We start from the raw sequence: 25,933 nt of genomic DNA, 5'->3' as shown, positions 1-25,933 counted from the left end.
CCCCTTTTTTGTTTAATTGCGCTCAATTATGCGGTGACCAGAGCCACTTCTTCAATCGGGAAGTGTTTGCTTGGCTCAACAAACTCTTGCTGCGCCGCAATAGTTTGCAGCTCCCATTCGCCTGCATGGTACGTTGCACTCAACACCCCGTAACACGCGTCGTGACAATGTTGGAAAGCTTGTTTAGGAGACCAGCCTTTTAAGAGTCCCGCGGTAAAGATAGCTGAAATAAGATCGCCCACGCCAACAGGTTGTTTAGCAAACTCAAATTGAGGACGCTTCGCAAGGTAAATGCCTTCTTGCGTAGCCAATAGCATGTTGAAGCTGCCATTTTCTAGGCAGTAAAGGTGCTTAACTAGCACCACTTTTGGACCTTTCTCTAGCGCACGTTGGCATGCGGTGATCGCATCGTCTAATGAGTGGATTTCCATCTCAGCAAATTGACTTAGCTCGAATTGGTTCGGAACGATCACGTCCGCCATTGGCATCAAACGCGTTAGAAGATTTTCAGCAATGCCCGGAGCCACAATGCAGCCTTTGTCTGGCGCGCCCATCACAGGGTCGCAAAAGTAAAGTGCGTTCGGGTTCGCTTGCTTCACTTTCGTCACGGTATCTTCAACAGCAAGGCATTGCTCTGCGCTGCCTTGGTAGCCCGTCAACACCGCTTGGCATTTTTCCAATGCACCGATGTTTCCAAGACCACGAACTAACTCGCTGATGTCTTCAGCCGCAAACGCTCGCCCAGTCCAGCCTTCTTGATACTGCGTGTGGTTAGAAAATTGAACGGTATGAATTGGCCATACTTCGAAACCCATGCGTTGCATTGGGAAAACGGCACTGCTGTTACCAGCATGACCAAAAGAAACATGAGATTGTATAGAGAGGATACCTTGCATAGTACCTTACCTCTTATTGTTGTTATCGATAGTTCAAAGACAGCGGCAAGCGCCAGTTTTGCGAAACCAGTAGTGTATCCGACAAACCAAGATTCTCTAACTCAATTCTCCTCAATATCTTCAGAGTAAGTTGGAGTGCTGGTTTTCAACACCATCTTCTTAATTTCCATTTTGTCTTTATTCAGTGCGATTTCTAGGGTATCTCCTTCCCTTATCCCGAGCTGAGCCAGGATTGCGCTTGGAATGACTACGGCGGTATCGTCACCGATTTTAACAGGTTGACTTATCATCTTTCGTCCTCCAAATGTCGAAAATGAGTTTTCACGTCATTGGATGTCTAGCCTCAAATACTTTGAGCTGACTTGGATTTGGCGTAAATGCCTAAAAACAAAGAGCCTTCCACACCGCGTTTGGGAAGGCTCTTTCAGTATTATTTTTTAATTTGCTAAAGGCTCATGCTTCGCAGCAATCAGACCGTAAGCACTCCAGCCTAGGAAGGTTACGATAGAGCCCCACATCATCGCTTCGTAGCCGGAGCCATATAGCGCGTAGAAGCTGTACAGAGAGCCAATCAGAGCGATAACGTTGGTGGTTTTCATCTCGCGCTCCGGCACGTGCGCCACTTGCTGCATGATGAAGATTGCGCCCATACATAGAATGTAAGGAATAACGTTTGTTACTACCGCTAGGTTAACCAGCGCTTCGAACTGCTCGTTCAGCGTTGGAGAGATCGTCATTAGAGACAATACAGATTGGATGATAGTAATCGCGATCATACCTTTGATTGGCGTACCACGTTTGTCCACTTGAGAGAACAATTTAGGGAAGAAGCCAGCATCAGAAGACGATTTGAACACTGACGCGATAGTGAATTGCCAACCCAATAGAGAGCCCGCACAAGCCAATACCGCCATACCCGCAACCACTTTACCAGCGGCTGAACCTAGCATCACTGTCCATACGGTTGAGAATGGCGCTGTAGATGCAGCAAGCTCAGAGTTTGCAACGATACCAGAACAGATGTTTGTCGATACAATGTAAACCACAGCCGCGATTAGTGTACCGCCCAGTACTGCGATTGGTACGTTCTTCTCTGGGTTTTCTACCGCTTCAGAGTTCGCACAAGCTGATTCAAGACCAAGGAATGCCCATAGCGTCATCGCAATAGAAGCACTCACTGCTTCACCAAATGGCAAGCTGTGTGGGTTCCAAGCTTCAATGTACATGGTTGGGTTAAACCAGAACCAACCAACAATACCCAATGAACACACTGGTAGGATTACGCCCCACACGGTGAATGTACCAATTTGACCTGTGATTTTCGCACCACCGAAGTTAGCGAAAGTACAAATCCAAAGAATAGCGATGGTGTACAAACAGGTTTCGACCGGAGATAGGGTCACTTCAAAGAATGCGGAGCCGTAACCCACACAAGTAATCGCGATCGCAATGTTCGCAATAAGGAGCGACAAACCGTAAGTCCAGCCCGCCATAAATGCACCCGATTTACCGAATGCATAAGACGCGTAACCGTTCATACCGCCGTCACGTTTACTAAAGCGACCACATTTTGCGAACACGTAAGCCAACGCCAAAGAGCCCGCCGCCGTGATCAGCCAAGACAACACAGAAATGGTGCCCACTTGCGCCAGTTTACTTGGCAGCATGATGATGCCGGAGCCGGCCATGTTGATGAATGTCAGAATGGTTAACTGCACCACCGACATTTTTTTAGTTTCAGTACTCATAAATTATTCTCCACGAATAAGCGGTTCGCACCGACGCCAGAGCGTGGTGCGAACGGGTAGATTAATCTTTTAGGACATAACAATGTGCGGTAGTGCGACCGTTAACATCTTCAAGGTACACACCTTGAATTTCTGGCGCGAAGCCTGGGAAGCGGTTGATGCCTTCTTCTAGAGATAGGAAGTAATCCACCACGTGTGGGGTCCAGATTTCACCAGTGATCACACAGATGATGCCTGGAGGGTAAGGAAGTGCACCCTCAGCGGCTACGCGACCAACGGCCTCTTTAAGTGGTAGGTAATCGCATTCACCACGGAAGTATTTGCGTGTTGCCACGTCTGGTTTGTGAACCATTTGTGGGAAGTACTCGCTGCGGAACATCGCTTTTTGTAGCTGTTTCACGTTCAGCTCTTTGTACATGTCATGCATTTCCTGACATAGCTGACGGATGGTGTAGCCACGGTAGCGTTCTTTATTCGCTTCGTAGACGCTTGGAAGTACGATACTTAGAGGCGCATCATCACGGATGAATTTTTCGAATCGGTTAATTTGAGCCACAAGGTGACGGATCTTACCCATATCTTCCGCAGGAGTGAGTAGGAACAAGATAGAGTTCAAGTCACACTTCTCAGGGATGATGCCGTTTTCACGAAGGAAGTTCGCCAATAGCGTTGCAGGAATACCGAAATCTGCATAGCTGCCGTCTTCTGCAATACCCGCAGTAGTTAGCAACAATTTACATGGGTCAACGAAGTATTGACCTTCACCGTAACCTTCAAATTTGTGCCAGCTTGCGTTTGGCTCAAACATGAAGAATTTCTTATTCGTTGCGATCACGTCAGTGTCGTAGCTGCCCCAAGGTTGACCTTCGACTTCGTCTGGAATGAACGGACGAATCAATTCACAACTCTTAAGGATTTCTTTACGCGCTTCGATACCAGTCTTAACCGCATCGCGCCATAAACGCAGACCTGCTTCGCCATCGTGGATCTTCGCGTTCACATCAAGCGCAGAGAACAGTGCGTAGAATGGTGAAGTCGATGCGTGCATCATAAACGCGTTGTTAAAGCGTTTGTGGTTACAGTAACGAGCTTGACCTTTGATATGGCGGTCTTTTTTGTGGATTTGCGATGTTTGAGAGAAGCCAGCTTGTTGTTTGTGAACAGACTGAGTCACGATCACACCTGCGTCTTCTGGTTTCAAATCCAGCAGCAGTGGTGAACAGTCTTTCATCATCGGGATGAACTGCTCGTAACCAACCCACGCAGAGTCAAACAGGATGTAGTCACAAAGGTGACCTATCTTATCCATCACGTAGCGAGCGTTGTAGATAGTACCGTCATAAGTACCAAGTTGGATAATAGCAAGACGGAAAGGACGTTCATCGCGTGCACGTTCTGGGTCCACTTTCGCGATTTGAGCACGAATGTATTCTTCATCGAAACAGTGTTCATCCATACCACCGATAAAGCCCCAAGGGTTACGCGCCGTTTCTAAGTAAACTGGCATACCACCCGCTTGGATTAACGCACCGTGGTGGTTCGATTTGTGGTTGTTACGGTCGAACAGTACCAAATCACCTTCAGTTACCAGCGCGTTACAGACTACTTTGTTTGAAGCAGAAGTGCCGTTAAGTACGAAGTAAGTTTTGTCCGCGTTAAATACTTTTGCAGCGTGCGCCTGCGCTTGATGTGCAGAACCTTCGTGGATCAGCAAGTCACCTAAATCCACGTCCGCATTACACAAGTCACTACGGAACAGGTTTTCACCGAAGAAATCGTAGAACTGTTTACCAGCTGGGTGTTTTTTGAAGAACTGACCACCTTGGTGTCCCGGACAGTCAAACGCTGAGTTACCCATCTCAACATAGTGCGTTAATTGCTTGAAGAAAGGAGGAAGCAGACGACATTCGTACTTGGTTACTGCTTCGTTGATTTGACGACAGTAGTACTCAATAGATTGTCTTTCTAAATCGATAACGCCAGTTAGCAAAACGTAATCTTCTGCCGAAACTGGGTTTTCATCCGTTACTAAGAAAACTGGAATACCGTAACCCGTTTCGGAAATCATTTTATGCAGACCTGCTTTAATGTCTGCTGAAGTAATAATAGCCGCACCAACGTCGGTTAATTCAACTTGCTCTAAAGGTTGTAAATGACGATTAAATTGTTCATCTAAAGATTCAGCTAATAAACTGAAGTCTTCTGGCATGTAATTACTAACACCTATAATTAAACTTTTCATTTGGAATATCTCTTTTTTGTTCTTTAAAATTGACAAGTACAGATATTACAAACTAAAACGATATTTAAAATTCAAAAAACAAATTTCGTGATTAAATTTTCACATTTAAAAGACTTATTTCCTCGAATTAAAATTTCGCGACCTTCATCACTTTCCAATTGATAGTCCAATGATATTGAAACCAGAATTAAAAGGAAAAATAATTAAAAATTGTGTGACCACAACCATTATTGTTAGAAATAAAATATCAAGAAAATAATTTTTTGAGATGTCCATCACTATATAATTATTAGGACTATATTATTAGGAATGATAAATGTTTTAATTTTAACTAAATTTAAACACATAATAAAAAAGCCATCAACACATGTATTGATGGCTTTTTACTTTAGGTGCAAAGGAAACATAATTCAATTAAATAAATGACTATCTAGTTTGACTCCATCATTCGACCATTGCTGATAACGTTTTACAGACATGCCTGACGAGTACATAGTGTGTTTACAATCCATGCACTCGACAAAATACAAGCCACTCATGCCAGCCATAACGTGCAGTCTACGGCTATCGCAACGCTTGCAGGACAAGCGTTTTACTTTGGTATTGACGTCAATACGACGAGCAAAGTTTAACGTTTCATGAGAACATAAAGCATCAACAGCACTATCTTTAAATGGATGTTCACTCAACAAGTAATTAATGGCGTAATCATACACCGGGGGGATTGAAGATTTTCCACTTTCAATATTACTTATTTTAGCGACGGAAACACCTAATAAAGAAGCGAACTCAGCCTTACTGTACTCTAAGATAAACCTTGAAGAGATAAATTTATCTGCACTAATGATTCTCAACATACACAAATCTCTAATATAAATAAAAACAGAGATAAAAAATTATCTCTATTTATTATGAAACATGTAATGAAAAAGTTACTTTCTAGTGTAATTCTGCATATTAACTATGCTATTTTATTTTTACGTTATCTTGCGCCTAATTAATCATAAAATCAATAATCAACACCTAAATATAAAAGAACAATTTAAGATTTATAATACATTTTTTAATTTACATTATTAGATAAAGTAATGAGTACTATTCACCTATAAATCGGGGCATCAAGTATTGCTCTTCAATCATTATTACTATCAATTGAAAAGTCTTGATCTAAGCCCAATAGCGGAAGTAAATAAAGAGGGAAAAACCTCTTTTTTAAGGTAAACAGATCCCATCTTAGTTAAGTACTAAAAATATGTTGAAAAATCGCATAAATAGTATGCACATCAGTAAAATGACTGCTTAAGTAAGTTTACATTCTGTTGTCGTGACTGATAGAGATACTGGCAAAAGAGCAAAAGAAAAGCCTCAATCTTGAGGCTTCTGGATAAGATAGGTTATGGTTGAAGGAAGTTTTGAGTGAAATCGAGCGCCTCTTTAGAAAGTTTTTTTTCGTTGGGCGATGTGCTTGCCTGACCTTCTGCTGTTACCGTTGTCATGTTAGGCTGAAAATCTAGTGTTGATGCCTCCTCCCAAGCCTCGGAGGCTTCTTTACTCTCGTCATTCAACACCGCATTGAGCTCCTCTTCCGCAGGAAAATACGCTTCGCGTTTGTACACTTTGTTAAGGGCTCGAATAATAGAGTGCTTTCTCACCATTCCTGATGCCAGCTTTCTTTGCAACGGCTTCGCTATGGACTGCAATCCAACGACAACATCAACACCAATATTGGTTGCCACTTCATCACGCAACGTACGTGCAGGTTGGTAGCCCATATTGGCAGCAAGAAACAGCCAAACGTAAGCAATTGCATTACCCGTTTTACCTTTATCCTTCCACGCTTCGCCAGCATGATACATCGCTTTAGCACTGCCACTTTCCGCGGCCCGTTCCAGCCAGTAGCAACCTTTAACCATGCTTTTTTCTGTACCAATGCCATTTAGGTAACATAAGCCGACTTGGATCTTGCCATCCGCACTGTCTTTTTCCGCCGCTTTCATAAACCAGTAAAGCGCATCTGCACTGCGTCCTGCACTATTGTCTGGTGAAAGCTGCCATTCCCCCATATAAATCATGGCATCAATGCAGCCTTCTTCGGCGGCAGTTTCAATCAGTTGGTTACCTTTTGGGATATTTTTTTCAGTTCCTCGACCAAAGACCAAGGCCTTGCCCGTCGAAAATTTCGCTTCGGTATCCCCTTCCATTCCCGCAATTGCGGTACGCCAGAAGTTTGCCTGCTCTTTTAAAATCACATCTTCGCGCATGCGTTCACTTAAGCGAACAATGCCGTACATCCCCGTCACATTGTCCAGTTTAGCGGCTTTATCATACCAATACAGCGCTTGACGAATGTTGTCCTTTTCGGCTTCTTTCGCTAGAAATAAAATGGTGGGGATATGCCCGGTTTCTGCTTTGAACTCTCGCTCTTTACGCTCTTGCTCTCGCGCTTTATGCATCGCCTTTCGATAAGCGGCTTCGCGAGCTTTCCTCTCTGCCTCGAGTCTCTGTTTCCGCATCGACAACGAGATCATCCACACAAATATCAGGACGAGTGAAAGGCCAGTTGCCGCAATGGCAATGCCCATACTACTCATAAATAGCCTCTTTTGGTTTCAGGGCCCAATTCAACTCCCTTTCAGGGAAATCTTATGATTACGCGCCGACATAACGCCGACTACCTTCATTATATAACGACCACTTAGCGAAAATCTGAAGCTTGCGAAGACTTAATGGCGGTATTTTATTCAACATCACTGCAACTTATTTTTAAAAGAAAAATATAGCCCTCATTTTTATAGAACTTAATCACGGTTTTGGGGCTGAGACATTCTCATCCCCTATCATCCCCCCTTACTCATCCCATAAAAATTTACATTTTAATGATGTGCAGAATCTCTCACTATGCGCCTATTTTATTATTTAATTTGTGAACAAAATCGACTGTGACAGAAAATTTGCATCTGTAAAAAACTTAACAGCCTGCTCTCACATTTTGCTGATGATTCAGTGTATTAGCATCTAATTGAACATTTCCTTTTTTGGCATCTGCCTTTCTAGCGTGTGCAAAACCTTCTTGATGATTGAGTCAACGAAGGCAGCGCGCAGCTCAATATCAATTCAATAACAATGGATTTGTAAACGTGGACAATAAGACATTTAAATTATCAACAATTGCCAAAACCGTACTGCCTTTGATTTCCGTCGCGGTAATCAGCGGTTGTGGTAGTGATAGCACGAACGAAGATACGACGAACCCTGGCTCAGGCTTGTACCCTGCGGGAGAGAACGAAGTCGTCATTTATTACAAACGTGATGTAGCATCAGCTTCAACAGCAAGCGACTACGAAGGTTGGGGCTTGCACCTATGGAACGGTGAGGGCTGTACCAGCACAGATTTAGACGCAATGGGCATTCCGGGAACAGGAACGGATTGGTCTGCGCCACACCCATTCGATGGCATCAACGACACCTACGGTGCTTACTACGTACTGAAAATAAACCCTGACGCCTCTGACCCACACGAATGCATGAACTTCATTCTTCACAAAGGTGATGAGAAAGCGTTCGGCAGCGCAAACTCAAAAGTAGAGTTGACGAAAATCGGCGAATCGAAAGGTTTGTTTGGCTTCCACGGCAGCAGTGAACTTTACTACGAGCCAATAGAAGAGCGCCCTGTTGATATTGATGGTCAAAAAGCCCATTGGTTAGACGCCAACACCATTGCATGGGAAGCGGCGACCAGTGCGGATTCCATGAAGCTGTTCTACAGCCTTAGCAATGACATCAAAATGGATGAAGATAAGCAAATCTCTGGCGGTACAGCGGTTGAGCTGACAAAAGCTGGTGAGTTGTCTGATGGTCTGAAATCACGCTTCCGTCACCTTGCTAGCCTTCAAGCTGCGGGTATCGATGTCGATGACGCGACCTTGCGTACGATCCTGAAGTCACAAATCGTTATGGTGGCTTACAACGCAAATGGTGACGTCATTTCTGCAACTGAAGTGCAAAAACCGGGCGTTTTGGATGCGGTGTTTGCCGATTCCAAGGCAGGTAACGCGATCGGTCAAGAACTCGGTGCGATTGTGGAAGGCAGTGCCGCAACCTTCAAACTATGGGCACCAACTGCCCAAGATGTTGATCTGATAATCTACGATGAAAACTTAGCAGAAGAAGCGACCGTTGCCATGACGGAAGACCCAGCAACAGGTATCTGGGTTTCTGAGGCACAAAGCAACGTTGTCAACAAATACTATCGCTACCAAGTTAAGGTATACCACCCAACAACTGGCGTCGTTGAAACGCGTTTGGTAACAGACCCATATTCAATGAGCTTGTCTAAGAACTCACGATACTCGCAAGTGGTTGATTTAGATGATCCAAGCTTAATGCCTCAAGATTGGAAAAACTACGCACGCCCAACGGTTAAAAAAGACGAAGACCACGTCCTTTACGAGTCACACATTCGTGATTTCAGCTTTAACGACAGCAAAGGCACACCAAGTCTTGATGGCAAATATCTGGCGCTTACAGAACCTGAGCGTGAGTCTGTATCTCACTTACAAGCTTTAAAAGATGCTGGCCTAACAACGCTACATATCTTGCCAGCATTTGATATTGCAACCGTGGATGAAGACGCTGACAAGCGAGTCGATATCACCGACACCGTGGGTAAACTTTGTGGCATCAAGCCAGAAGCCTCCATTTGTGAGACCGAAGATGACGGCAAAGTAATTGAAGAGGTATTAAATAGCTACGACCCAACAACGGGCAAAGCACAAGCGTTGATGAACGATCTTCGCATGCTAGACAGCTTCAACTGGGGTTACGACCCTTACCACTACACCGTGCCGGAAGGCAGTTATGCGACCGATCCTAACGGGTCTAAGCGTATTCTTGAGTTCCGCGAAATGGTTCAAGCGACGCATAAAATGGATCTGAAACTGGTCATGGACGTCGTGTACAACCACACAAATGCATCTGGTGTGAACGAAAAATCAGTACTGGATAAGATTGTCCCTGGGTACTACCACCGCCTAAACGTCAACACTGGCGGCGTCGAAAACTCAACCTGTTGTGATAACACCGCAACCGAGAACTTGATGATGGGTAAACTAATGGTTGACTCATTGATGGTATGGGCGGATGACTATAAAGTCGATGGTTTCCGTTTTGACCTTATGGGCCACCAGCCGAAAGATGTGATGGTTTACGCACTTGAAAAAGTCCGTGAAATTGACCCGAATACCTTGTTCTACGGCGAAGGTTGGGACTTTGGTGAAGTCGCACAAAACGCTCGCTTCGATCAGGCGACACAAGTCAACATGGCAGGGACAGAAATCGGTACTTTCTCTGATCGTCTGCGTGACGCAGTTCGTGGCGGAAGCCCGTTTGATGGCGGTGTAGATTCTGAAGGTAAGCACCCACTTCGCTTTAACCAAGGCTTTGGTAATGCTGCTTACCCTAACGAAGAAACCAAAACTGACGCAGAATCGGTGAATGGTCGTTTACACAACCAAGATCTGGTTCGTCTAGGTATGGCTGGTAACTTGGCTGACTACATCCTTCTTGATTACAAAGGCGAAACCAAACTGGGTAAGAACGTTGATTACAATGGTGCGCCTGCAGGCTACACAAAAGTGCCATCAGAGAACATCTCTTACGTGTCTAAGCACGACAACCAAACATTGTGGGATAACAACGCCTACAAGATTGCGACAGGCACTTCATCTGCCGAGCGTGCACGTATGCAGTCTGTGTCCCTATCAACGGTGATGCTTGGTCAAGGCATTCCATTCATCCACATGGGTTCTGAGCTATTGCGCTCTAAATCCATGCAGCGCGACTCGTACGATTCTGGTGACTGGTTCAACCGTGTATTCTTCGACGGAAGCGACAATAACTGGAACGTTGGTCTACCACGTGAAGACAAAGACGGTGCAAACTGGGAGCTGATCAAAACCATCGTTGGTGACAGCACGGCGAAACCAGATTCAACCGACATCGAGCTGACTAAGCAACAATTCCTAGAGCTACTAAAAATCCGTAGCACAAGCGAACTGTTCCGCCTAGATACCGCGCAAGAAGTGATGAACCGTGTGGACTTCCGCAACGTAGGGAAAGACCAAGTGGAAGGCTTGATTGTGATGTCTATCGACGATGGTACATCAGCAGGTGCCGATTTAGATTCGAACTACGATGCTGTTGTGGCCGTTGTGAACTCAACATCAACTGAGAAGTCTTTCAAAGTTGCTGGCGCAACTGGTTTCGAGTTACATGAAGTTCAACAAAACTCTGCGGATGACATCGTGAAAGGTGCAAGCTTCACCAATGAAACGTTCACAGTACCAGCACTGACAACAGCGGTATTCGTGCAGCCACAAGACGGCGCACAAGGTGCTGGCCTACCAGTAAACACGGATAACAAAGACGTATCGAGCATTCCTCCTTACGGCGAAACCGTTGTTTACGTGAAAGGCACGATGAACGAGTGGTCTGATAGCAGTGATTGGGCGATGACCTTTATTGGCAACGGCATGTACTCTGTAACTGGCGTTCTTGAAGCAGGTGAGCACGAGTTCAAATTCGCGGACTCTGGTTGGGCAAATCCAAACATCGGTTGTGATGCTGCGAATATAGCTTCTGGTTCACTAGACTTAGGTTCAGAAGGTAACTGTAAGCTGTCTGTTGCTGAAACAGGTAAGTACAACTTCACTCTGAACGCGCTGCATGTTCAAGATGAAAGCGTAGAAAAACCGGTCGTGTCAGTGACCAAGTCAGCAGATGCACCAACATTCGGTGAAACAGCACTTTACTTACGTGGCACTATCACTACATGGGATGCTCCAGCACAAGACTCAACAGCGAAGTTCAGCTATGTTGCAAATGACGTTTATTCGCTAGACATTACCCTAGCGGCGGGCAACTACGAGATGAAAGTTGCGAGCGCAGACTGGGCAGCAGACACCAACTTCGGTGGTGAAGGCAGTGTTGAGCTTGGTAAAGCGCTGACGATGGAAGCCGGTGGCGGTAGCGCAAACCTAAAAATTGCGATTGCAGAAGCAGGAAACTACAACTTCCACTTCAATGCGGCTGACAAGTCGGCGCCAATCGTGACGGTAACGAAAAACTAGTTTCATTTAAAAACATCCGTAATGAAAAAGGGGAAGCATCACGCTTCCCCTTTGTTTTGTTGGCGTCACTAAATGGTGGATACCAAAATCAAAAAGGTGTTAGTTTCCCCAAATCTGTTCAACAAACTCAGGATGATCAATGAATGGATTACGATTGCCCTGAAAATCAAACACTTGTTGATTGCGGTTTCGTTCTTTTTCACTAACGGGATCATTTTTGTGCCAACGCTTAAGCATGTTTAACACCCAAGGTTCAAAAACCGTCGAACTTGAACCATCAAGGACAGCATCCGCATTGCTTGAATTACCTTCCCAATTACCTACAACATTTTCATAGCGGGTTGCCATGTAGAAATAAGCACGGGCGAAGTCGCCCTTAAACTCATCAATCGGCTCAAACACCGTACCGGAGTAGCCCAGATTAGTGCTTGCTTGGCCAAGTTTAGAGCCATTACTAGACACGTAGGTCGCGGTGCCCACTTCACCAAATGGCCAATTACTGCGCTTCGCGTTTACATAACCATCAGTCGCAAACAAGTGATGACCGTCTGAGTTCATCGGCTCAACCTTACCGCCAAACCAGCTTTTCGGAAAAGAGTGCTCACGGTTGTAGCAATCCCCTTCCGTTTTGTATTGGCCACATTGGTCTGTGACTTTGGTAAAGCTTACTGTATCGCTACCAGATGGCTTTTCAGAATACATATCGAGAATAGAGCCATCATTTTCGTAATAACGATCAATATCGGCATCTTTTACCAAGGTCCAGACCGCAGAATAGCCTCGGCTGGAGTGATTATTGATAATGTTAAACAACGCTGTTTTTAGAGCGTATCCCGTCTTACCAGATGCCACTTTATAGTAACCATCAACCACTGGTGGGGTCGTCGTTGTGTCACCTAAGTTAAAATTGGTGGTTTCACTTTTCGAGAATTCAGCGCCAGAAGCAAGAGTCTTATCTCCCTCAGTCAGAATGTACGACCCCGCGCCACTGCCACAACAAATGCCGTCACCATACTCGTCTTGAATCGTGAATTGGTAATTACCGTCAGCTAAGCACATGCTCTTTTCAATGGTGGTTGCTGACTCATATCCCTGACCAGAAAACAGCTCTTCGTCTTGGTTGTTTTTTAACGTCCAGCTGGTTTCTGAACCATAGTTATCGGTTGTGAGAGTCAAGACCACTTGGTGATCACTACAACTTTCTACAGGAGGTTGTGTACTCGTCTCAGTCGGTTGAAAATTATCGACGTAGACAACTTCTGAGCCATCAAAACTGGCTTCATCGTAAAAACGCAAACCGACGTTGATGGTCTTGTTCGAGCTCGCTGTGTAGTTGTGCGCAAGCTCTTGCCACTGGTTTATCTGTTGTGGGTTCGAGTAATTGTGATAACCATCAACCACCAGACGTGCTTTTACATTTCCTTCGGTATGATAAACCGAGACAGAAAACGGATAGGTTTTCCCTTGCTCCACATTAATGGTTTGCAAAAGGTCAGTGTTGCTTTGGGTACCTGTATTCACGACGACTTGAGCAGCCAGGCCGCCCGATTTGATTTGTTCGCTGCTTGGCGACACCGCGATGCCAGCGTCAATCACTGACCACTGCGTAGGCGCACTGCCATTCCACTGTTCAAAGTCACCATTGAGAATTTGGCTATATGCAAGCGGAGAGCTAATAACAGCAAGAAGACAGAGGGGTTTCGTTATGGATTTCATTATACTTTTCCATTAGTTATATAAATCCCAAACACGATAAACATATTAGTGGGGCATAAGTAATCCTTCAGTCACATTTTTACGTTGCACAAGTGTTAATTTACTTTTTAATGTGCAGCTTATCTCACAAATATTCACCTGCTGAAAACAAACGCCAATACAAAAAGCGAAGCAACTTGTTGGCTACATCGTCGTAAAACCATTAAGGGAAAAGTAAAACAGACAGAAAAAAGCCAAGTGTGCGCCTATGGGGGTCAGCAACAACACTTGGCTTGTTTATAAGAAAGCTTGTGGTCAGCTCAACTGGTGAGCATCAATTCTGGATAATTCCTTAAGGTTTTACCGCAAAGAATCGTCCTTGTAGTGGCGACATCGGAATCTGATATTGACCATTGCTCGGAGTAATTTTTTCATTCGTGAGCAAATCCACCAACTCACCAGTACCAACACTCTCCTGAGTAAGAGTGACGCTTCTAGCGCTCTCTAAGGTATTTAGCGCAAACAAGACTTTGTCCGAACCAGATTGTTTCAAGTCCACATAACTGCCGTTACTCGCAACTAAATTCGTGCGTGACCCCTGATAAAGTGCAGGATGCGCATCGCGCATTGTCATCAGCGATGCCACATAAGATTTGAGATCGGCTTGGTTTGCATCAAGCGTCGCCGTCACACCTTCAATTTTTGCACTGCTACGCGCAACGTGATCATCACACAAACCTTGAATGGCGCAGGTGTTGTTGTCTTCTTTTGCGGCAAAACCATCCACTTGATCCCCGATTTCATCACCGTAGTACAACGTGATTGGCCCGGTGTACGCCGCTTGGAAAGCAAACGCGGCTTTATGGCGTAACCAATATTCTACATCATTCACATCCGCCAAGTTTCCGCGCTGTAACAAGTCACCAAAGCGCACTAAATCATGGTTGCCGATCATCAAATTCGGCTGCGCATGTGTTGGATATTGGTTGTGTGTGCTGTAACCGTTGTCTAGCCAATCCACACCGCGACCACCCACGCCACTCTCATTCACGGCCAGAGTTTCAACGAGGCGATAGCGCATAGGAAAATCAAATGCAGAGCACAGTGCCGGATCGCTGTTCGATCCATACGCCTCATTCGCGATCTCAGACTCCCCTTTCCAAATCTCTGCCACCATGTAACCCAACGGATTCACTTGTTCGCCTTTGCTATTGGTGTACGTCACACTTTGTGAGGCTTCATCGACGGCTTTACGAAGTTGTGTCCAAGCGTCTGTCGGAACTTGATAGGCTTGATCTAAACGCCAGCCGTCAATCTTCAGTTCTTTGATCCAATACGTTGCCACTTCTTTGTAGAAATCGAGACTGGCCGGGTAATCAACGGGATTGCTCGATCCCGATGGCAACAAACCGGAAGGAGATGGTTTGATCAAACCATCTTTGTGATGACCAAATACACCATCAAAAAACACGTATAAGCCGCGTTTGTGTGCTTCCTCGACCAAGGTTCTCGCCGTTTCTAAATCACCAAAACGTGGATCAATGGTGAAGTAATCCGTTGCAAAGTAGCCCGTGGCATCCAGACGATCGGCCCAGTGTTCTTGGCCCGCTATCGCTTCCGATTCAAAAACTGGCGTCAACCAAATCGCGTTCATCCCTAAATCTTGGATGTAATCGAGTGAATCAATCACTCCTTGCAAATCGCCGTTATGATGGCTGGTGCCATAACCTGTACCGTGACCAATGCTCGCATCACCATCCACAAAACTCTCTACCATGATTTGATAAGTACGAAGTTGGTTACTTTGCGCCATGACATTGGCTTGGCAAGCATAACTGGTATCCGGTAGCGGAGTGCTGCTATTAGTGTCGCCACCACCAGAAGAATTACACGCAGATAAAGCACCAATCACACTTAACGCAAGCAACGATCGAGACAGGCGATGGTTACGTAGGATATTACGCATTTTATTCTCCCTAACTTACTCAAATAAACTACGGAAATTTGAGTAATAAAATTAACCCCGACATGTGTTTCATGCAGGGGTTAATAAATAAAAATAGATTTTAAATAACTGAATGTAATATTATTGGCACTTATTTACCATGACATGAACAGGTTTGCCTTTTCCTTCAAACTGAAGACTCCATACATATTTACCATCTTCTTTAATATCAACCGAAGTATCCGTACCGTAACCACCAAATGTTAATGGTGTTAATTCACCAACGTTCATTCTATTACCTTTTGCGGTAAATTGTGGGAACCACAACTCGGTCGCGTACTGCATTTTGTAGGAGCCTACTTTTTCTTGAACCACGGCTTGGTAGAAATTATTCCCTTTGTAGGTGTATTGACGCTGAGGCACGTGTTTCCAATCGGAATCCGCAAAAGTACCCACCACAAATAGTGGTTTAGAAATAGGTCCTTTCGCTGTGCTATCTGGGTTGTCACACGCTTTCATGAAAGCAACCACTTCGTCTTGAGACATATTAACAACAGGCTCTGCGGCCGCTTCTGGTTCTGCAGTCGATTGACAACCCACTAAGGCAACAAGTAGAGCAGCAGCAAGAGAGGTCTTCATCATGTTCATTTCACGTAATTCCTTTTTAGTATATCCAAAGCAAAATAAACTCAACGATTAAAAGAAATATTAATCGTTATTAAAATGGAAATATCAAACGCCAAATAAATATAGTCAGATTGCGAATTTAAATCACTTCGAGAAGTTTGTTTATTTCCTAAGTACAAAAAATAAATTAGGAACTGCCATTAATTATTGATCCAACCTATATAAAAAACAAAGTAATAAAAATAATTATGTGAATAAGGTAACTCTATGTAGGGGTATTTTTATTAGTTTATTTTCTATGAAAAAGGTCAGCATTTCGCTGACCTTTTTTTATCTGATTATTTTCTATTTACGGCTTTCACAAACACTTGTTGTGCACCTTCAATACCTAGCTCTTTTGCTTCATCAAGCAAAGTGAGCGCTTTCGGAATATCATTCGCTGCGACTGCCGCTTCAATTGAGCTGTAGTAGTAGCTAGTAAGGTCCGTACCTTGGGGAATGTTGTCGTTTTTCGCAACAATCTTAGTATTCACAATATCATTCGCGGATACCGAAAAGCGGAACTGACCTAGTGGGCTATGTTTCGCTAGAGGGTCTGCAATATCTGGCGGCTGAGTGTGACGCGCCATGGCGAAGGCTTTTGCAGGGTGTAAAACTTGTGTACTTCCTTTTAGATCGGCGGAAGTAGTGTAAACCAACACATGCAGATCGTTACCTGTCATGTCTGGAATCACATTGAGATCAAGTACGAATTTATCGTTGTCCAACAGTTTTGCTGGTTCGTACTTAAACTTTGAAAAATCTGCTTGGTAAATGGTTTCTCCTGCCGAGTTCATCACTGCGACATTAGGAGCATAAAATTGAAGTTCTTTACTTACGAATGTCTCTAATTTGATATCGAGACTGCCACGGTTACCTGGAAGAGCAAACGCTGCAATAGCGCCAGCACTGTTACCATCCAACAACATTTGGCTTTTATCAGTCAAAGCGAATTCAGTAACCACAGGCACGTTAAGCGGTACCCATTGAATATCACCCGATTGCGTGATCACTTGTTGCTGACCTTTTGGACTCATCTCTACTTGTTCTACAGACGCACAACCAGTAGCCAACATGCCCAGCAGTACGGGAGCAAGCCATTTTTTCATTACTGTCTACCTCGACTCTTTATTGTTTTTTAAATAAATACAGCCAGATAAGTTCTGGCTGTATCATTCTAGGACAATTTAGGACTTAGTGGTTAGATGATTACCACCAAGCTTCAGCTTGTACACCGAATTGGAACGTATCGTCTGAACGACCGCCGTTAAATACTTTTGAGCTGTTGTCATCATCAGCTGTTAGGTATGTAGCGTATAGACGGATCTCTGGACGGGCCCAGAAGCTAGACCCAGCAGACCATGCCTGCGCCACTGTGAACTTACCGTAGTCACTTTCGAAACCATCGTTATCGTCCATACCGTAACCTGCTTCGAAGATAGTCTTGTGGTTATCATCCCATTTGTACATAGGGCGAACTACTACAGATGCAGTTTTCCATTTTGATGACCAAGAACCCATGTCTTCGCCTACACCGTACACTAACTGGTGACCCATTTCCCAGTTTTCACCCATGCCGATTACACCCCAGTTGATTAGGCGGTAACCTGAAGCACCATCTTTAGTTTCTGCAGCGTACCAACTACCGCCACCGTAGAATGCCATTGTCTGTGCATAACCTTCAGTACCATACTGAACTACTGTTTTGTTGAAGCCAGAATCTAGACCTTGAGTCAATTCAGCAGTGAACATTACGCCGTCTTGTGCGTCTTTAGCACCAGTAGATGCATCATCAGATTCGTTTAGAAGAGCGTAATTAACACCAACTTCTAAAGAGCCATTTTCCCACACTGGAAGACCAGCATAACGTACGTCTAGAGTGTTTACGTTTAGAGAGCCACTCTTGTTGCCAGAATCTTCAAGAGAATCACGGTCGTTACGAATCCATGCAAAAGATAGCTTACCAGGACCAGCTTCGATGTTTTCTACACCAGCACCTGCACCAGATGTATCCCAGTAGTAGAAGTCAGAGATATGGATGTCGTGACGTTGGTAGTAGCGTTTACCTGCCCATAGTGTCGCTTCAGGAGCAAAGTTTAATACGCCTTTAGCTTGAACATTGAACTGACGTAGAGCAAATTGTGCATCATCTTTACAAGTTAGGTCTGAACCACTAATACTACAGTTAGTTGCAGTACCTTCCCAGTCGTTAGAACCATCAGATGTCATAGCGAACATAGAGTCTACGTAGAACGTTTTACCGTTGTTATTGTAAACTTCTTTACCTAGTTGGACTTCACCATAAACGTCACTTTCGTTACCTAGACGACCGATTTGACTCTTTTTGAAATCGATTTGTTGACCACCGTCAGCGTTCACGCCAACGCCAGCACGCATGTAACCGTGGAAATCCACTGCGAACGCAGAACCAGCAGCTAAAGTTGCAGCTACAGCAGCAGCAATTGCACTTACTTTTTTCATTCTTAACTCCATTAAGGGTATTTATAATTCTGTCTTCCCTGCTCACTCTTTTAGGTGAATATAGGCAGTAAAAACACACCTAAAGAAAGAGAGGTAAGATGGGAACGAATCCCCGTTTGTTTCAACAGTTGTGAGATTACCCGAGGCGTACAAGGATGACTTCCTCCGCCCTAAACTAATTTAAGGGGGATGAGAAGGGAGTAGAAAATTTACCGAATGGTGTTTTTTCGAGTCAGATCACCAATCTAGGGAGGAATTAGTAAGTTTGTTCGGTTTTGAGCCGCTACAAAGTGATAGCCATTTCATATTTTTGACTCTAAGCCGTCACATAAAGTAATTAAATTACACGAATATTTTTATATTTAGGGTGGTTGACCTTAGTAAGACAAAGTTTTTAACTTATAGTTTCCTAAAGGTAGCAATAAATATTAAATAAAGTATCTCCGATGACACGACTTCTCTCTCGCCCCTACCCGCTGGGCGCAACATTGAATAAAGAAGGCTGCAACTTCTCTATTCATGCTCCGGGCGTAAAAGACATTCAACTGGCATTGTTTGCAGACGATGGCAGCTACGAGCTTCACGGTTTACCGAATGAATACGCTGGCATACGTCATACTTTTATTCCAGATATTAAGCCGGGGCAAAAATACGGTTATCTTGTCTCCCACAAGGACGAGCCACTGTTAATTTCTGATCCGTACGCAAAATCAATAGATAAAGCCCTCCACTATCATCCTCCCTACTCTCCAGCCAAAAGTTTCGATATGCCGAAGTGCGTCGTTATCGAAGATGATTTTGACTGGCAAAACACGGATCACCCGCGTATACCCAGAGAAGAGATGGTGTTGTTTGAGACGCACGTCAAAGGGCTTACCCAACGCCACCCTGAGGTTGAGGACAAGCTGAAGGGGCGCTATTTAGGTCTTGCATCACCTGAAATGCTGGCCTTTTACAAACAGCAAAACATCAACACGCTGCAATTGCTACCTGTCGCAGCATGCATGCATGAGCCTCACCTACTAGAGATGGAAAAGGTCAATTATTGGGGATACAACCCTTATCTCTTTATGGTGCCCGATCCGCGCTACGCAGAACAAGACGCCGTTACGGAATTAAAAACAACAATTCGCGAATTGCATAAAAACGGTATCGAAGTGATTCTCGACGTGGTTTACAACCACACTGCTGAAGGTGGTGAAGGGCCTACAATTTTCAACCTGAAAGCCCTCGACTCCTGTTTTTACATAAAACATGGCAACCACTTCGCCAATTACACTGGCTGCGGAAATACAGTGGATCTCACCTACCAACCAGCCTTAAACCTTGTGATGGATACATTGCGCTACTGGGTTAGCGAATTTAAAGTCGATGGCTTCCGTTTTGACTTGGCTGCAACGTTAGGTCGACAGGGCGATGATTACACCCCAGAAGCAGCTTTCTTTAAAGCCGTTGCGCAAGACCCAATTTTGCGTGAAACCAAATTGATTGCCGAGCCTTGGGATATTGGTCCAAATGGCTACCAAGTGGGTAACTTTCCATTTGGTTGGAACGAATGTAATGACAAACTGCGTGATATTTCCCGCAGTTTTTGGCGCGGTGATCAAGGCTATTTAAAAGAGTTTGCCACTCGATTAATGGGCTCTCGTGACATTTATAGTGCAGCGAACTGGCCATACAAACTCACCGTAAATTACATCACGTATCACGATGGCTTCACACTGCAAGATTTAGTGTCTTACAAGCACAAACATAACGAAGCCAATGGCGAAGAAAATCGCGACGGTCACGGTGACAATCGTTCAGAAAACTACGGTGTTGAGGGCGAGACAGAAAATCTGATGATCATCGCCACGCGTGAGAAGCAAAAACGCAACCTTATTGCTAGCTTGCTGTTTGCCTTCGGTATCCCACACATTCTCACTGCTGACGTGTTGTCTCACACCCAAGGTGGTAACAATAATGCCTATTGCCAAGACAACGAAACCAGTTGGCTGAACTGGGAAGAGACAGAACGTAAGCAACATTTCAAAGCATGGATGTCACAAATGGTCGCCAACCGAAATCAATACATGGTGCCATTTATCCGAGCTTTCAGTGGCGAAAACCGCAATAACAACCGTATTTTCTGGCGCCGTACAGACGGTCGCTTAATGGAGCACGATGATTGGAACCGTTTAAGCTCTGTCGCACTTCACCTTGGTATCGGTAAAGAAGGGCAAGAGCTGGTTTACCTCATCAACCAAACTAACGCCACAGCGCGCTTTAAGCTCCCCAATGAGCGAAAGCAAGAATGGGTGACGATCTGTGATACAAACGTACGTAACCTCAACCCAGGACATGCTGAAGGCGAAGTCTTGCTGTCACCCACCTCGATGGTGATTTTGCACTATCAACCAATCCAAAGCACACCAAAAGGTGAGCAAACGCGTAGCTAAGTTATAAACGCTCCAAAAAAGGAAAGCCGATGCATCTCAGTGCTTCGGCTTTTTTGTTGGTTAGATTTGCCTAACTCATTATTCGCAAGGCGGCGCTAGGTGGATCAAAGCCAATCCACCCAGTGACGTCTCGCGGTATTTCTTGTTCATGTCTTTGCCCGTTTGATACATGGTTTCAATCACCTTATCCAACGAGATCAAACATTTACTGTTACGCTTTAATGCCATACGAGAAGCATTGATCGCTTTCATTGCGCCCATTGCATTACGCTCAATACACGGAACTTGCACTAAGCCCCCAATTGGGTCACAAGTCATGCCTAGTGAGTGCTCCATGGCAATCTCGGCCGCAATACAAATTTGCTCATTGCTACCACCACGCAGCGCCGTCAAGCCAGCTGCCGCCATGGAAGAAGACACGCCAACTTCGCCCTGACAACCCACTTCGGCACCCGAGATAGACGCATTAGTTTTGTACAAAATGCCAATCGCACCGGATACAGCAAGGAAGTCTTTAAGCTGTTTAGTATCGAGCTCTTTGATGAAGCGATGGTAGTACATCAATACCGCTGGAATCACACCCGCCGCACCATTGGTTGGCGACGTTACGACTTGTCCACCAGCCGCGTTTTCTTCACTCACAGCAAAAGCAAACAGGTTAATCCAATCCATGATTTCCATTGGATCGTGTTCAATTGCTGCATTTGCTTCAAGCTTCTTCAGCAAGTTAGGCGCACGGCGGGTCACATTCAAGCCGCCATCCAAGATACCTTCTGTCTCGAAACCGCGCTCCATGCAACGCGTCATCACACGCCAGATCTGTTCGGCACGTTGATTGATGGCTTCCATATCCTGAAACGCTTGTTCGTTTTTCAGAATCATGCCGCCAAGGCTCATGCCATTCTTCTCTGCCTGTGCCAACATTTCGTCTGCACTGGAGAATGGAAACTCAACTTCTACGGGAGCAGTCGCACTGCCATTTTGCAGTTCATCCGCCGTTGCGATGAAACCACCACCGATAGAGTAGTAAGTTTCAAACCCAACCTGATTGCCGTGCGTATCTAAGGCAGTAATCGTCATGCCATTCTCATGCAGAGGAAGGTTCTCTTCATGGAACAACATGTCCGTTTTGTAGTTGAATTCGATTTCATGACGGCCATCGACAGACATCATGCCCTCTTCAATCGCCTTGCGCATCGCTTTGTTCGCAGAAGCGATTTTGATGGTATCTGGTTTGTTACCCAACAGACCCAAAATCGTTGCACGGTCTGTATGGTGACCAATCCCCGTTAACGAGAGTGAGCCATATAAATCGACTTGAATACGAACCACTTTTGCCAAGTTCGATTCAATCAAACGAGTGAAGTGGTAACCCGCGATCATTGGACCATTGGTGTGAGAGCTAGAAGGGCCCACACCAATCTTGTAAATATCAAAGATGGACAGCATAAACTTACCTATTACGACAATGCAGCATAAAGCCAATCAGGGAGAACCATACAAGCAGCGATGGTCGCCACAGCGAACACCAACAATCCGTAATGGCTTGCGGTTGGCTTTGCAAAAAGATGTTTTTGATTATTGATAAAGATTTGTTGCTCGGCAGTCACCGCGCCCCAACGACGACTCACTAACACACCAAACAAAAGGAAGACGAACGTACCAATTGGCGCGAACCACGGCCAAGCCACGTCGAGATACATCGCAGTAAATACCGCAATCACACTCATGATACTGCCAACGATCACGCCTTTCTCATTGGCTTTCGCCCAGAATAAACCAAGCACGAATGAACCCAATCGGATACCAACGAAGATAGAAGTCAGGCTAGCGATGGTTTTGAGTACCGATTCATTCGATACCGCTAGAAGAGCTGGCACTACCACCATGGCCGCAGCGAGCAAACTCATCTTTCTCGCGACTTTTTCGTAGTGCTCATCATCGGCACTTTTGCGAACGAAACGCTTGTAGATATCGAACGTTGCGACGGTCGCCATTGAGTTGTAGGTCGAATCCAGCGTCGACATTGCGGCGGCCGCCAATGCGGAAATGATCAAACCAACGACGATTGGGTTAGTGTGGTTGAAGACGAAATCCAAAATCACTTCATTGCTGTTTTCAAACGATTGATCTTGATAGAAAACACTTAGAAGAACACCGAGTACCGCGAAGAACAAGTACACGAAAAACGCACCGTAACCACACAACAGCATCGATTTCTGCGCGGTCTTTTCACATCTCGTCGCTAACGTGCGTTGGATGATCAATTGGTTGGTGCCGTACACACTCAAATGCAAAAAGCTCACAGCAACCACGCCAGCCCAGAGTGTGGTATCTACACCCAAATCAAAGTCTAAGTTGATGATATTCAGGTGATCACGAGAAAGGTAATCTGCCGCATTAATCTCTGTCATTAGAATGGCAAAAATAGCGATGCTGCCCGCAACCAATACTGCAGATTGCAACATATCGGTCCAGATAACCGTGGAAATCCCGCCCGCATAGGTATAGCAAGCGGTGAAAATACTGATGTAGATAATGGCTTCAGAAATACTGATAGGCAGAACTTGCACTAAGATCAGCGCCACGGCATACAAAATCACACCCGCTGAGATACATTGAACCACAATGAACACAATCGAGTTGATGGTTCTTGCATACACCCCAAAGCGGTGCTCAAGGTATTCATAAATCGAAGTCAGACCCAGCTTATAGAAAACAGGCACAAAGAAAATGACGGTGAAAAAAATAACGATGGGATAGTTAAGGTGAATACTCATCGCTTCCATGCCAGAGCTATAAACCCAACCTGGCATCCCTACAAACGTCATCGCACTAATGTAAGTCGCAAGTATCGAAACACCTGCCGTAAACCAGCCAAATTGCTTTCCACCCGTAGAAAAGTCGCCACCATTGCTGTAGCGCTTATTCACTAAATAGCTGATTAATATGGTGATTAACACGTATAACGCAATCACCACAAAACTTGAGTACGTAACCATTTCAGGGTTTCCATAATTCTGGGTGCTAATTATTTGTTGCTTGGATATTACTTTAAAAAAGCATATCTAAACGATAATCCCGCCATAACTGTGACTAAAATCACCAATATAGACGGTTATATATTCAAAAATGCCAAAAAGACCGATTTAATGAGACTCCCATCACTAAAAACCACTAATTGGGTACGCATTCATTTTAAAATTGATATTGATCACGGATCTAATGACCTTAAAAAAACTATGATTCACCACGACACGAAATCGAAGATGATCCCAATAAGATCGTGTTCTTTAAGTTTGAATAGCAACAAATCCTAAGTAAAATAGAGGTTTATCGGTCATGAATGCCAAAAGACACATGAGCGAAGTTCCTATGATTCAAAGGGTAGCTGCCTATCTAGCGATACTGGTTGGTTACTTTTTCTATTGTTATAACTTTGTAATTATTGACTACGTACGCCCATACATCGTTGAAGCGTATGATGGTATTAGTCTGTCAGACACTGCCCAGTTCTATACATGGCAGTCGGTTGGTGCACTTATTGGTGCATTGAGCTGTGCTTGGTTCGCAACAAAATTTGGTAAGAAATCCACTCTTATTACCATCACAGCCCTAAACGGTGGCGCTACGATCATCAATATGATGTTCACCGACTACACAACATGGGCAGCAATGCGTTTCATCATTGGTTTGTCACTGGGTGGTTACTTCACCGTGGCAGTAAGCTTGATGATCGGCCTATTTACGCCAACGGTACGTGGTAAGTTGACGGCATTCGCGTCTTCTATGTTCTCTGTAGCACTGATGGTAATGGGTGCGTATGCAGCATTTATTGCAAGCATCGATGCACCATGGGAAAGCCTAATGCTTGTAGGTGGTATCCCACCATTGGCAGCCGCTGTTGTCATGATCTTTGTACTACCTAGCGACAGCAAAGTGATCGCTTACGGTGAAGAAGAGCAAGCAAAAGTAGAAGAATCAAATGCACCAGCGAAAAAAGGCTCTTGGGGCGAAATGCTAAGCAAGCCTTACCGTAAGATCACACTAACGTGTCTATTACTGGCTGGCCTTAACTTCTACGGTTTCCAATTCTTTGGTGGCTTCGTAACCACATACCTACGTGATGTACGTATGTTCGACGGTGCAACCATCGGTCTCATCTTCTCTATCTCAGCATTTGGTTCACTGTTTGGTGCGTGGTTCTGGGGTTGGGTAGCTGACAAATTCGGTCGTAAGGTGAACGCGTTTGGCTTCATCCTAGCGGGCATCATGGTTTCAATCTTCTTTGTTGCACCTGGCGACATGGTGATTGGCGGCCTAAACATGCTGGCTCTACTTGGTCTGATTTACAACTTCGGCCTGTCTTCTTCAGCGGTATGGGGTGGTTACTTCTCAGAACTGTTCCCAGCACACCTACGTAGCTACGGCGCGGCGCTATTCCACGGCGGTCGTATCCTCGGTATGTGGGCACCAATGGTACTTATCTTCATCCAAGAGCGTACCGACCTACAAACCGCAATGTGGGGTTCACCAATCGTATGGATCCTTGCTGGTCTTCTATGGCTATCACTGCCAGAGACACTAAAAGGCGGCGTGTTCGATAAGAGCAAAAAAGCCGAAGCAGCAAAAGCGTAACTGAATTTCAAAAACTCCGGCTGGCTCCCCGGCCGGATGAAAAAACTTAATTTCGAG

At 44.9% G+C, this 25,933-nt stretch carries 16 protein-coding genes; 3 read left to right on the top strand and 13 right to left on the bottom strand.

Annotated elements, in window-relative coordinates; all coding sequences use genetic code 11:
- Positions 1-26: 26 nt before the first annotated feature.
- The 6 genes from pdxY to R7Q09_RS12250 all read right to left on the bottom strand — a co-directional run bounded on the left by pdxY (position 27) and on the right by R7Q09_RS12250 (position 7,477).
- Positions 27-896: a pyridoxal kinase PdxY gene (gene pdxY, locus R7Q09_RS12275; RefSeq protein WP_318070910.1), complete on the bottom strand. Its 870-nt coding sequence runs from the start codon at positions 894-896 to the stop codon at positions 27-29.
- A 101-nt stretch (positions 897-997) separates the two neighbouring features.
- On the bottom strand, positions 998-1,186 hold the full coding sequence (locus tag R7Q09_RS12270; protein ID WP_005458312.1) for an AbrB/MazE/SpoVT family DNA-binding domain-containing protein: 189 nt from the start codon (positions 1,184-1,186) through the stop codon (positions 998-1,000).
- Positions 1,187-1,333: 147 nt separating this feature from the next.
- On the bottom strand, positions 1,334-2,644 hold the full coding sequence (potE, locus tag R7Q09_RS12265; protein ID WP_005374814.1) for a putrescine-ornithine antiporter: 1,311 nt from the start codon (positions 2,642-2,644) through the stop codon (positions 1,334-1,336).
- Between the two features lie 61 nt (positions 2,645-2,705).
- The gene (gene speF / locus R7Q09_RS12260) at positions 2,706-4,886 is read right to left on the bottom strand and encodes an ornithine decarboxylase SpeF (protein ID WP_318070912.1); all 2,181 of its coding nucleotides are present in this window, start codon (positions 4,884-4,886) and stop codon (positions 2,706-2,708) included.
- Positions 4,887-5,296: 410 nt separating this feature from the next.
- Positions 5,297-5,743, bottom strand: a complete 447-nt coding sequence (locus tag R7Q09_RS12255) for a helix-turn-helix transcriptional regulator (RefSeq protein ID WP_005374797.1) — start codon at positions 5,741-5,743, stop codon at positions 5,297-5,299.
- Positions 5,744-6,280: 537 nt separating this feature from the next.
- Positions 6,281-7,477 (bottom strand): hypothetical protein, encoded by a 1,197-nt coding sequence (locus R7Q09_RS12250; protein ID WP_318070913.1) that lies wholly within the window; start codon positions 7,475-7,477, stop codon positions 6,281-6,283.
- A gap of 546 nt (positions 7,478-8,023) precedes the next feature.
- Between R7Q09_RS12250 and pulA the strand changes: the two genes are divergently transcribed.
- Complete coding sequence (gene pulA / locus R7Q09_RS12245) at positions 8,024-12,013, top strand: pullulanase-type alpha-1,6-glucosidase (protein ID WP_318070914.1); 3,990 nt, start codon at positions 8,024-8,026, stop codon at positions 12,011-12,013.
- Between the two features lie 99 nt (positions 12,014-12,112).
- Here pulA and R7Q09_RS12240 read toward each other — a convergent pair whose 3' ends face one another.
- From R7Q09_RS12240 to R7Q09_RS12220, 5 genes are all read right to left on the bottom strand, one after another.
- A complete protein-coding gene (locus R7Q09_RS12240) occupies positions 12,113-13,729 on the bottom strand; it encodes an endonuclease (RefSeq protein WP_318070915.1) in 1,617 nt (538 codons plus the stop codon).
- Positions 13,730-14,060: 331 nt separating this feature from the next.
- Positions 14,061-15,674 carry an alpha-amylase family glycosyl hydrolase gene (locus R7Q09_RS12235; protein ID WP_104980213.1) on the bottom strand — a complete coding sequence of 538 codons (1,614 nt, stop codon included), beginning with the start codon at positions 15,672-15,674 and terminating at the stop codon, positions 14,061-14,063.
- Between the two features lie 120 nt (positions 15,675-15,794).
- Positions 15,795-16,301: a hypothetical protein gene (locus tag R7Q09_RS12230; protein WP_005374788.1), complete on the bottom strand. Its 507-nt coding sequence runs from the start codon at positions 16,299-16,301 to the stop codon at positions 15,795-15,797.
- A gap of 317 nt (positions 16,302-16,618) precedes the next feature.
- Positions 16,619-17,428, bottom strand: a complete 810-nt coding sequence (locus R7Q09_RS12225; protein ID WP_005374786.1) for a MalM family protein — start codon at positions 17,426-17,428, stop codon at positions 16,619-16,621.
- Positions 17,429-17,528: 100 nt separating this feature from the next.
- Positions 17,529-18,800, bottom strand: coding sequence for a maltoporin (locus R7Q09_RS12220; protein ID WP_025768651.1), 1,272 nt, complete (start codon positions 18,798-18,800; stop codon positions 17,529-17,531).
- Positions 18,801-19,246: 446 nt separating this feature from the next.
- On the opposite strand from R7Q09_RS12220, the gene glgX reads away from it, so the two are divergent.
- Positions 19,247-21,238 (top strand): glycogen debranching protein GlgX, encoded by a 1,992-nt coding sequence (gene glgX / locus R7Q09_RS12215; protein ID WP_318070917.1) that lies wholly within the window; start codon positions 19,247-19,249, stop codon positions 21,236-21,238.
- Between the two features lie 78 nt (positions 21,239-21,316).
- On the opposite strand, the gene R7Q09_RS12210 is transcribed toward glgX, so the two are convergent.
- Entirely contained in the window at positions 21,317-22,687 is a 1,371-nt protein-coding gene (locus tag R7Q09_RS12210) for an L-serine ammonia-lyase (RefSeq protein WP_318070918.1), read from the bottom strand.
- A gap of 11 nt (positions 22,688-22,698) precedes the next feature.
- Positions 22,699-24,240, bottom strand: coding sequence for a sodium:solute symporter (locus tag R7Q09_RS12205; RefSeq protein WP_005374777.1), 1,542 nt, complete (start codon positions 24,238-24,240; stop codon positions 22,699-22,701).
- A gap of 340 nt (positions 24,241-24,580) precedes the next feature.
- Between R7Q09_RS12205 and R7Q09_RS12200 the strand changes: the two genes are divergently transcribed.
- Positions 24,581-25,876: an MFS transporter gene (locus tag R7Q09_RS12200; RefSeq protein WP_039840592.1), complete on the top strand. Its 1,296-nt coding sequence runs from the start codon at positions 24,581-24,583 to the stop codon at positions 25,874-25,876.
- The last annotated feature ends 57 nt before the right edge of the window (positions 25,877-25,933 follow it).

The organism is Vibrio sp. 2130-1 (assembly GCF_033339515.1).
The sequence above is the reverse complement of the archived record's forward strand: the minus strand, read 5'-3'. Positions and strand labels throughout refer to the sequence as shown.